General features: G+C 34.8%; 12 protein-coding genes. All 12 read right to left on the bottom strand.

Annotation, left to right across the window (positions count from 1 at the left end):
* The coding region (locus ACTCAF_RS09895; protein WP_463063119.1) for a manganese efflux pump MntP at positions 1-305 on the bottom strand (305 nt) is incomplete at its 3' end.
* A gap of 6 nt (positions 306-311) precedes the next feature.
* Positions 312-1,886 (bottom strand): aspartate:alanine exchanger family transporter, encoded by a 1,575-nt coding sequence (locus ACTCAF_RS09890; protein WP_463063118.1) that lies wholly within the window; start codon positions 1,884-1,886, stop codon positions 312-314.
* A gap of 3 nt (positions 1,887-1,889) precedes the next feature.
* Entirely contained in the window at positions 1,890-2,468 is a 579-nt protein-coding gene (locus ACTCAF_RS09885) for a TetR/AcrR family transcriptional regulator (RefSeq protein WP_463063117.1), read from the bottom strand.
* Complete coding sequence (gene proC, locus ACTCAF_RS09880) at positions 2,458-3,285, bottom strand: pyrroline-5-carboxylate reductase (RefSeq protein WP_463063116.1); 828 nt, start codon at positions 3,283-3,285, stop codon at positions 2,458-2,460. Before proC ends, ACTCAF_RS09885 begins: the two co-directional genes overlap by 11 nt.
* Complete coding sequence (locus ACTCAF_RS09875) at positions 3,285-4,130, bottom strand: alpha/beta hydrolase (protein WP_463063115.1); 846 nt, start codon at positions 4,128-4,130, stop codon at positions 3,285-3,287. Before ACTCAF_RS09875 ends, proC begins: the two co-directional genes overlap by 1 nt.
* Before the next feature lie 95 nt (positions 4,131-4,225).
* The gene (locus ACTCAF_RS09870) at positions 4,226-4,660 is read right to left on the bottom strand and encodes a metal-dependent transcriptional regulator (RefSeq protein WP_463063114.1); all 435 of its coding nucleotides are present in this window, start codon (positions 4,658-4,660) and stop codon (positions 4,226-4,228) included.
* Positions 4,661-4,703: 43 nt separating this feature from the next.
* Positions 4,704-5,687: an MBL fold metallo-hydrolase gene (locus ACTCAF_RS09865; protein WP_463063113.1), complete on the bottom strand. Its 984-nt coding sequence runs from the start codon at positions 5,685-5,687 to the stop codon at positions 4,704-4,706.
* A complete protein-coding gene (locus tag ACTCAF_RS09860) occupies positions 5,677-7,221 on the bottom strand; it encodes a bifunctional aminoglycoside phosphotransferase/ATP-binding protein (RefSeq protein ID WP_463063112.1) in 1,545 nt (514 codons plus the stop codon). Before ACTCAF_RS09860 ends, ACTCAF_RS09865 begins: the two co-directional genes overlap by 11 nt.
* Positions 7,218-7,733: a cysteine hydrolase family protein gene (locus ACTCAF_RS09855; protein WP_463063111.1), complete on the bottom strand. Its 516-nt coding sequence runs from the start codon at positions 7,731-7,733 to the stop codon at positions 7,218-7,220. The genes ACTCAF_RS09860 and ACTCAF_RS09855 overlap by 4 nt, the downstream gene beginning before the upstream one ends.
* On the bottom strand, positions 7,730-8,566 hold the full coding sequence (locus tag ACTCAF_RS09850) for a deoxyribonuclease IV (protein ID WP_463063110.1): 837 nt from the start codon (positions 8,564-8,566) through the stop codon (positions 7,730-7,732). Before ACTCAF_RS09850 ends, ACTCAF_RS09855 begins: the two co-directional genes overlap by 4 nt.
* Positions 8,567-8,573: 7 nt before the next feature.
* Positions 8,574-9,566 carry a class 1 fructose-bisphosphatase gene (fbp, locus tag ACTCAF_RS09845; RefSeq protein ID WP_463063109.1) on the bottom strand — a complete coding sequence of 331 codons (993 nt, stop codon included), beginning with the start codon at positions 9,564-9,566 and terminating at the stop codon, positions 8,574-8,576.
* A gap of 30 nt (positions 9,567-9,596) precedes the next feature.
* Positions 9,597-10,121: NAD-dependent epimerase/dehydratase family protein (locus ACTCAF_RS09840; RefSeq protein WP_463063108.1), on the bottom strand; the 525-nt coding region annotated here is incomplete at its 5' end.

Raw genomic sequence — 10,121 nt, 5'->3', positions numbered from 1 at the left:
GAAAAACCCTTTGTAGGGTCTTTAACAAAACATTTTTCCTCACTTGATTTGAGTGATTCTTTAAACATATTGTAAGCTATATAAAAAAGAATTAAGGCTGCCAGTATATCCAGCTTTGAAGAAAATGAATATAACTTTTTACCAATGAATGCTCCTATAAGTGGCATAAAAAACTGGAAAAGTCCAAAATGCCAACCTAATCTGAAATAGTGCCTCTTTGTGTTGTACTTGCAACCTACTCCAAAAGATACACTAAATGCGTCTATACTCATGGCAAATGCTATCAAGAAGATTTCTATGCCCATAAAACCTCAAAACTTCAAAGCTATTTGTGCCAATAATATCGTAATAATAAGAGAAAATGGGTAAACAGAGGCGTAACTTATAGCAGGATAATCAGATTTCAAAATATTTGAAGACATCGTCAGTGAAGGGGTAGAAGTCATTCCTCCGGAAATAAGTCCCAATATATCAACCAGATTCATTTTTAAAAAATACCTTAGCATACACACAAAAACAACTACCGAAAGTGTAAGGGCCGCAAAACCAAGCAAAATAGGATTAAATCCGTTAACCTTTATAGCTGAAACCATATATTTTCCTGCACTGGTACCAATTGTTGCCATATAAATAAGCTGACCAAATGTTTTTAAAAGTGAAGTGGAATGTGGTGATAATTGCCAGACAATAGGGCCTGTTCTGCCAAGCCTTCCAAGAATTAGCGAGGTAATCAAAATACCACCTATAAAGCTCAGTTTAAATTTACCAAAAAAAGGGAGACTTACAGGAATAAAACCAATCAGGATACCTATCACTATTCCAACAGAAATTGGCAGAAAATCAGCTGCCGGAAAGGCCATAAGATTATCCCCTATCAGTTTTGTTATCTGCTCTGCAAACTTTTCAGGAACAGTAATGTATATTTTGTCACCAAGCAAAAGGGTAGTCTGTGGTTTTGGGTCAAAATCTATCCCCGAACGTCTTATTTTCGTGACAGTTGCACGCATAGCCACAAGCTCATTTATTTCATTAATCTTTTTACCGACAATATGCTTATTGGAAACAAGTAGCCTCAATACCTTCATGTTGTCATGAAAATCCACATATGACTCTATTTCCTCTCCAAGCAAAATTTTCATATTGTCTACATTTTCCTTTTTACCCGTCACCATTACAATATCCCCTGAATGAATCTGAGGGTCATCATCTTCCTTATCATAATCTGTTTCAATTCTTTCAATTACTACACCAGACATCAGCTCAAGTTGTGATTTTTTTATTAGATTATTGCTAAAATTTTCATTTGTTACCCTGAAATTCTTTGAAATTATCTTGGGATATTCCATCTCTTTGCTTTTTTTATAATTTTCCACCTCTGTCTTAATATCCATTTTAAAAAAAATCGGGATAAACCTTATATAAAACACTGTCAAAATAATGCCAAAAGGATATACAATACCAAATATTACTGACGTTGTATGGGAATTATTAATTTCAAGTGTCGCAGCAAGAGCTGGAGCACTGGACATGATTCCGGAAAAAATTCCGCTTATAACATTATCATCAAAACCAAGCAGCTTGCCACCCAAAACAATTACTGAAAAAATCATCAAAATAAGAGTCGCTGCATATATGTTCAATTTAATCCCATGTCTTTTTAAATTTTCAAAAAAACCCGGTCCAGATTGCAAACCAACTGCATAGATAAAAAAAGCAAGGCCAAGATATTTAAATTCAGAAGGGAAACTTACACCAAAGTGCCCTGCAATAAGGGCAATTATAAGTATAGCGGAAATCTCAAGATAAAACCCTTTTATCTTGAGATTTCCTATAAAATAGCCAAGCGAAATAATTATAAAAAGATAAAGTAATGTATATAATTCCATAATTTATTTAAATGCTTTCAAAAAAATAGGCACCAGCTTATCAGAAGTCTCAAGCAAATTCCACTGACCTCCTTTGAAAATCCATGTTGAAACGATTTCATCAAGAGTTCCAAAATAAATCTCACGGGCCAGGTAAACATCAAGCTCTTTGTTGAAAAATCCTTTTTCTTTGCCCTCTTCTATGACTTTTTCTATAAGCTTGAAATAATTTTTCAGGTGTTTTCTCACCTTTACCCTCAATTCTTTCATGGGCTGTCTCAGTTCAATCTGCAATACGTTGGCAAGGTAAGGGGTTTCTGTCATTACTTTAAAATGATACTTAACAAGAGTCCTCAATTTCTCTTCCGGGTTATCAATACCGATAATTTCTTCTTTAGCCATATTTACATATTCTTCAAGTTTCACTTTAAAAATTGTAATAAGAATATCCTCTTTGTTGTTAAAATAATTGTATATTGTCCCATCAGCCACACCCGCATCGTTTGCAATGTCCTTTACCTTTGCGCCATGAAAGCCTTTTTGGCCGATAATTTTAATTGCAGAGTTTAAAATCTTATCGAACTTATTCGGCTTATTTTCCATTTTTGCTCCCCAGTTCAATCGATCTTTTTGTTGCTGATTCCACAGCATTTATCAAAGTTGTCCTCAAACCACCCTGTTCAAGAGTATGGATTCCTGCAATAGCAGTCCCTCCGGGAGATGTAACCATATCTTTTAGTCTGCCAGGATGCATATCTGTTTCTATCTGCAGTTTTGCAGCTCCCATTACTGTCTGAGCCGCAAGTTTCATGGCCACATTCCTTGACAATCCCATCTTCACACCTGCATCACTAAGCGCCTCTATTATCATAAAAACATAAGCCGGACCACTTCCTGAAAGACCTGTAACTGCATCCATTTGAGACTCATCTACAATAGCCACCTTTCCTACTGCGTCAAATATTTTATGGGCTATTCTCAAATCTTCCTCTTCCGCATGCAATCCCGGAGCAATAGCAGTAGCACCTTCCAGAATAAGAGCAGGAGTATTCGGCATTGCCCTTACTATTTTAAGCTCTTTTCCTACCACATGTTCAATGAATTCTGTGCTAATACCTGCAGCAATAGTAATAATAAGCTTTGATTTATTTAGCTTTGGAGCAATTTCCTTCAAAATCTTTTCAAAAATCTGAGGTTTGACCGCCAAAATTATAATGTCACTTTCTGAAACCAATTTTTCGTTCTCTTTAAAAATAATATTTATACCGTATTCATTTTTCAAAGAGTCCAGTTTTTCGATATCGATATCACTGGCACTTACATAATCACTCTCCACAAGCCTCGCCTTTAAAATACCTTTTATAAGGGCACTTGCCATATTTCCAGCCCCGATAAAGCCTATTTTTTTTCCTGAAAACATCAAATCACCCCCAAAATCCAGTTATAAACTTTTAAAAAAATCTCATCTTTAAGCGGATTTTCATCAGTCGTAAGAATGTGTTTTACCCTATTATCGTTTAATATTTCAATAGTTTTTCTGTCCGTCCCAATTTTTCTGAAGAAATATTCAGTCGCTTTTGGATCTATTATGTCGTCAAAATTTGACTGTATAACAAAAACATCACTTTTAATCTCTGAAAGCAATGAAATTAAGTGGTTTGATAAACGCATAAGCTGATAAATCCCTTCAACTGGTCTCACTTTATAATAGTAGCCTTCAAGTTTTTCGTTAAAATCCTCTTTTTTACTAAAATCAATAAACTTTCTCATAACTGGCACAAATACAGCCTTTTTGCTTTTTATTTTAAATGCGGGCGAAAGCATAATAACTCCATCAACCCTGTTAAAAACAGCAACTTCGCCTGCAAGAAGTCCACCCATGGATTGACCCAAAACAATAATCTTACTGTTCTTGTTTCTAAGAACAAAATAGCCGTATTTAAGTGACTCGTACATATCTACAAACGTAAGCTTATTTATATAGGAAGGGTCAGACCCGTGACCTGGAAGTCTTGCTCCATACACAGAAAATCCCTTTTCATTTAGAAACTCACCCAGCTGCCTCATTTCGTATGGTGTTGCAGTGAAACCATGAATCAAGAGTACACCTACACCATTTGTACCTTCCAGATAAAACGGCATATTTTCTTTTCTTTCAACACCTTCTGAAATTGCTCTTTTCTGGTCAAGTATGAGCAGCTCATCAGGGTTTACATCAGTCAGATTTACAAATGGTTTTATAAGATTTTTTTCAGGAGTTTTCATTGTGTTGTACAAGTATACCCCAATAATAATAAAAATTAACCACGGGATAAAAAACCATTTTATCAGATAAGGCAGAGAATTTTTGTCCCCTACTTTCAATTTTCATCACACTCAGACTTGAATTTATCAATATTTACACACTTAGTGTCGCTGTCCAGGATAAAATCCAAAAAGCATGACAATTTTTTAAAAATATGCTCATCAATGACATGCTCTATCCTGCAAGCATTCTCTTCTGCCTCAGCATCATCAACATTAAGTATTTTTACAAGAAACTCTTTTATTTTCTGATGTCTGTGATAAATTTCCTTTGCATACTTCATACCATCCTTGGTAAGCGTTATGCCTCTGTACCTGTTATAATTCACATAACCCTTGTCTGAAAGAAATTTCAATGCATTTGTAACTGAAGGCTTTTTTACACTCAGCATCTCGGAAATATCCGTAGCCCTTGCCACACGGTTCTTCTTTTCAAGAATTAAAATAGCCTCCAAATAATCTTCCATATTTTTTGTAAGCTTATCATCCATAATTCACCTTTATCAGGTATTATTACATACTTAAAAGGGAATATCAAATCACTTTTTTATCAATCCCTTTATATAGTGTACTAAAAAACAGCTCTTTTTCAATCTCATATTTTGGAGCAAAATGAAAAAAATGCACAAATTTGCTATTTGAAGCAATAAAAATCTCCTTGGCAAGCTCCAGTGTCAGATGTTTTTTCCTGATGGCATGCATCAGGTCACTTTTCAGAAACATCCCTTCTATCATCAAAATATGACTATTTCTGGAGAAAGTTACAGCTTTTTTAAAGTTTTCAAATGTAGGCGCCACATCTGTTATATATGTGATATCTTGAGCCGGGGAGTATAACACAAGCTCTTTTTCAAGCTCTTTCAGGCTTTTGACTACAACATTACCATCCTTTTCTACTTCCAAAAATCCATCTTTTTGGCATAATCTTAATTTAGACTTAAGCTCAGAAATCCACGGCCCCTTTTTATAACCCAGCTCTTCAAGGGCATCTTTTCTAATGCTTACATGAATATCTTCCTTTATTCTATATCCCACCGTCAAAATTCCATGATCAAAAAACTCATAGTCAAGGGTAAAGCCATCTCCCAAATCTATCAAATCTCTTTTCTTTTCATATTCTTCCGGGATAAATCCGTCTTCTGCCCTGAAAATAGCAGTTTTTATTTTATCTTCATAAAGCTCATTTGCTTCAATGACAAGGGTGTAATTTTTGATAAGATTCCAGGTATAGCCAGCAAGCTTGCCCTTTACATTGTTTATAAAGTTAGGAGGTCCGAAAAATCTTATCTTTTTGTCTGCCCTTATAAAACCTCTCAAAAGCCTGTCAAAACCGTAAAAATGATCTATATGTGTATGTGATACAAACACATCTGTTACGCTTAATATTTCTGTATTTGAAATATTGCCTAACCTTCCGCAGTCAAGCAAGAAAGCAGACTTTTTATAGACATTTCTTACAAAAAATGCAGAGTCTTCAAAAGGGGAGTTTATCTTCTTTATTTGAAAATTATTTTTCATTATTTATCAGGAAAGCAAGCGTTTTTGCAAAATTATCTTTCAGTTCTGATGTTGTATTAAGAAGACAATCGTAGCCGATATCCTCAAAACTCTCTTTTTGTTTAAAATAAAGCTCAGGCCTCCCATCTGTAATTGTATTTTTGTGTTTTCTCTCCTCAAGTCTTTCAAGTATTACATTTTCATCAGCTTCGCATTTTATTTTCAAAGGCTCAATATTTATTTCTTCCTTAACGCATCTTAGGTAATCTCTCTTTGAAAAACTACCGTCAATAATTGCCATTCTTCCGATTTTTAACTTTTCTGCTACTTTTTTACCAATTTCGCTATAAATTTTTAACGAATTTTCATAAGAATAAATACCCTTGTTAAAGTCCTCCAACACCTTCTCCTCTAATTTTTTATTGAAATAAAGTTTTCTAAATTCATCAGTATTTATACGAAAAGAAGGGAGCTTTTCGTTTAAAAATTTTGAATTTTTACTTTTTCCGGAACCCATAAGACCGTAATATATAAGACATTTTGGAGTGTCCATATTTAATGCGTAGCAAACAGACAAATCAATGAGCCTGTTTAATTTTTTTACCTCTTCATTGTAAGCCTCGCTATCTTTGTCAAGCCCTTCAAGCATAAAACATGCAATTTTTACTCTTACATATGCCCTGTAGCATTTATAAAAATTTAAAAGTCTTAATGTATCTGCATCATCGTAAATTCTTAAAAAACCTTCAAGGCAGGCATCTGACAACTCAATTTCTCCTGCCTGATCAAGCTCCATCAGCAAAAAAGCAAAATCTGAAATTACATCATTATATCTGAATCTTTTATTAAATTCGATACAGTCAACAAGCCCAATGCCGTTTTCATCCTCGTAAATATGCTCCAGGCGCAAATCTCCATGACCATCAATTATATATCTCTGATTTAGCCTTCTTTCAAAAAGCTCTCTGTTTTTTTCCAGAAACTGCATTGTCTTTTGTTTTACAAATCCATAGATATCAGATTTTATATACTTATCCGTAAATTCTTCTGTCTGAACAAAATTTTCATTGCAATTTTTATATATTGTTTCAAAACTTCCATTATCTTTTGCATTTTCAGCATCAGTGTTTATCCCTTTAAAAAGATTCCCAATATGGTGACCAATTTTAAACATGTATTCTTTATCAACCAGCTTCTTTTTAATTTTTGCAGATAAGAAGTTTTCTTCGGGTATCCTCTTCATCTTCAAAACATAATCAACAGCCACAAGGGTATTGTAATAAGGGACAAGCACAAAATCCTTTCCTTTTCTTGCAATTTTCAATACTTCCTCATAAATCCCTCTGGAAAATCTTTCATTTAGCTCTTTTTCAAGGATACAATACACTTTTCGTTTTGTGGAAAGTTTAAAATCAAGAAATCCGAAATCAACAGACTTTTTTAATTTGTAAACATAATCTTTTGTAAGCATAACATATGAAATATGTGTTTCAATTATACTGTCAGGTTTGACCAACTCTTTTAAAATAAGTGCAGATGTTGACAAATTGCTCATATAATCTCCGCATTGTGAACGTTTTTAATTTGATAAAGGCCTATTTCATGACCGTAATCATCAAGGCCAATAACACAATCTTTTGGCACAATCACCCTGTAATCCCTGCTTACGGCGTCAGCCACAGTGTACATTACACAAATATTTGTTACAAGTCCGGTTATTATCAATGTATTAACTCCAAGTTTTGTTAAAATCTCATCCAGATTTGTGTCATAAAAACCGGAATACCTTGTCTTTTGAATAATAATATCTTCTGGCTCAGGTTTTAGTTCATTTACAATTTCAGCACCAAACGTCCCCCTCACACAGTGACTCGGCCATATATTAAATTCTTTGTCATTCTTATCATGGCTATCACAAACATAAATTACCGGATAACCTTCACTTTTCGCCTTGGCAATCTGATTTTTTATAGGCTCGATGATTTTGCCGGCACCTTTAACCTGCAAAGGGGCTCCATCCAGGATAAAATCATTCAACATATCGATAATTACAAGGGCTTTACTCATATCTTATCCCCTTTAAGACTTTTCAAAAGCGCTACTTCTTCCCTGTAGGTAGCATCTTTCTCTATAGGCGTTTCCAGGATACCCAGCACATTATCAAATCTTTTGTCATTTACAACCCTTCGGAAAAAATTGAGACCAATTGTCCCTTTCCCTATCAGCTCATGTCTGTCAAGCTTTGATGCAAAATTTTTCTTTGAATCGTTCAGGTGAAAAACCTTAATTTTTTCTCCGAAAGCAGAAAAAATTCTATCAAATACTCTGTCATAGTCCTGCACTATATCAAAACCTGCAGAATACATATGGCAAGAATCAAGACAAATATTTAGCTTATCAGAATATTTTGATAGCTCAAAGATTCTGCTGAAATGGCTCAAATCATACCCCAAATTTGTCCCCTGCCCTGCTGTTATTTCAAGCAGGACAGAAGCATTAAAACCATGCTCATCATAAACATTATCAATCATTTCTGCCACCAATTTCAAGCCTTCGTCTTCACCTGCACCAAGGTGTGAGCCCGGATGTATGACATAATAAGGAATATTTAACATATCACATCTATGAAGCTCATCCACAAGCGAGTTAAAAGATTTTTCCCTGATTTCGATATTTTTTGAAGCCATATTTATAAGATAACTGCTGTGACAGCATACAGAAATATTGTGTTCTTTAGTTAACTTGATAAATTTGTCAGCTTCATTTTCAGGAATCGGCTTTGCCACCCATCTGTTTGAATTTTTTACAAACACCTGGATGCATTCACAGCCATCTTCCACCCCTCTCTCAACAGATTTATAAATTCCTCCACTTATGGATTCATGGGCGCCAATAAGCATACTTTACCTAACTATTCATAAATTCAAGAAATTTTTCCACTTCAAACTTAGAGCCAATAATTAGCGGGGTCTTCTGATGGAGGCTTTCAGGGACAATATCAAGAATATCCTGTTTTCCATCGGTAGCCATACCACCTGCTTGCTTTATAATAAAAGCAAGTGGGTTTGCTTCATAAAGAAGCCTCAATTTCCCCTTAGGATTTTTAGAATCACCCGGATAAAGGAATATTCCTCCTTTTAAAAGATTTCTATGAAAATCTGCCACAAGCGAACCTATATATCTTGTAGTGTAGCTTTTTTCTTTATAGTTTTTTATAAACTCCACAAAATTACGAATTTTTTCATCCCATTTATGGTAATTTGCTTCATTTATACTGTAAATTTTGCCCTCATTCGGTACTTTCATATCAGGATGGGAAAGTATAAATTCTCCTACCGAAGGGTCTAAAGTAAATCCATTCACTCCGTTACCTGTAGTGTATACAAACATTGTGCTTGAGCCGTAAATTACATAACCGCTTGCGACAAGATTACGCCCGGGCTGTAAAAAATCATCCACACAACCTTCCTCAGATTTGTCAGATATTCTTTTATAAATACCAAATATTGTACCGATACTTATATTCACATCAATATTGCTTGAGCCATCCAGAGGGTCAAACACCACAAGATACTTACCTTTTGGGTATTTACTTGGAATCTGAATAACTTCATCCACCTCTTCGCTTGCCATTCCACATATCTGCCCTGTGTGATCAAGCGCCTGAATCATTTTTTCATTTGCATATACATCAAGTTTTTGTTGCTCTTCACCATGGTAATTTGTACTGTCAGTTTTGCCAAGAATATTGACCAGTCCTGCTTTATTAACCTCTCTGCTTATAATCTTTGCAGCAAAAGCAATTTGCTCCAAAATCATAGTAAAGTCACCGGTAGCTGTAGGGTATCTCCTCTGCTCCTCAAGTAGAAATCTGCTTAAGTTTGTAAGTCCTCTATTCATTATCCACCTCGAATAATTTTTTATAATATTTTAATCCACCAAAGGAATTTTTGATGCAAAATCATAGTTGTCCATGTACCATTTTATAGTTTTTTCAACGCCTTCTTCCAGAGAAACAGTAGGCTGCCAATTCAAAATATCTTTCGCCTTTTTGACTTCTGCCCATGTTGCCATCATATCGGCTTTATGGAAAGGCTTGAAAATGTAGTTTACCTTCTTTTGAAGATTTTTGGATATTAATTCAATGGCATATGAAAGTTTGTGAGGGTTGTTATTACCAAGGTTAATTATCTCATAGCCAACATCTTTTAATGCCCTTACCGTTCCATCGGCAATATCTTCCACAAAAGTAAAATCTCTTGATTGGCTGCCATCCCCATAAAGTGTGATGGGAGTATCTTTGTCAATCCAGCTTATAAATTTAAAAATACTCATATCAGGTCTTCCTGCAGGCCCATAGACAGTGAAATATCTAACAATTGTCACATCTATACCGTAAAGAAAATGGTAGGTATAGCAGGAAACTTCCGCACTCTTTTTTGATGCAGCATAAGG

It is taken from the genome of Deferrivibrio sp. (assembly GCF_055117995.1).
This window is presented reverse-complemented; position numbering and strand designations above follow the sequence as displayed.

Excerpts from the sequence above, each read along its gene's own strand:
- ACTCAF_RS09890 (WP_463063118.1), bottom strand. The coding sequence starts at position 1,886 with ATGGAATTATATACATTACTTTATCTTTTTATAATTATTTCGCTTGGC.
- ACTCAF_RS09885 (WP_463063117.1), bottom strand. The coding sequence starts at position 2,468 with ATGGAAAATAAGCCGAATAAGTTCGATAAGATTTTAAACTCTGCAATT.
- proC (WP_463063116.1), bottom strand. The coding sequence starts at position 3,285 with ATGTTTTCAGGAAAAAAAATAGGCTTTATCGGGGCTGGAAATATGGCA.
- ACTCAF_RS09875 (WP_463063115.1), bottom strand. The coding sequence starts at position 4,130 with ATGAAAACTCCTGAAAAAAATCTTATAAAACCATTTGTAAATCTGACT.
- ACTCAF_RS09870 (WP_463063114.1), bottom strand. The coding sequence starts at position 4,660 with ATGGATGATAAGCTTACAAAAAATATGGAAGATTATTTGGAGGCTATT.
- ACTCAF_RS09865 (WP_463063113.1), bottom strand. The coding sequence starts at position 5,687 with ATGAAAAATAATTTTCAAATAAAGAAGATAAACTCCCCTTTTGAAGAC.
- ACTCAF_RS09860 (WP_463063112.1), bottom strand. The coding sequence starts at position 7,221 with ATGAGCAATTTGTCAACATCTGCACTTATTTTAAAAGAGTTGGTCAAA.
- ACTCAF_RS09855 (WP_463063111.1), bottom strand. The coding sequence starts at position 7,733 with ATGAGTAAAGCCCTTGTAATTATCGATATGTTGAATGATTTTATCCTG.
- ACTCAF_RS09850 (WP_463063110.1), bottom strand. The coding sequence starts at position 8,566 with ATGCTTATTGGCGCCCATGAATCCATAAGTGGAGGAATTTATAAATCT.
- fbp (WP_463063109.1), bottom strand. The coding sequence starts at position 9,566 with ATGAATAGAGGACTTACAAACTTAAGCAGATTTCTACTTGAGGAGCAG.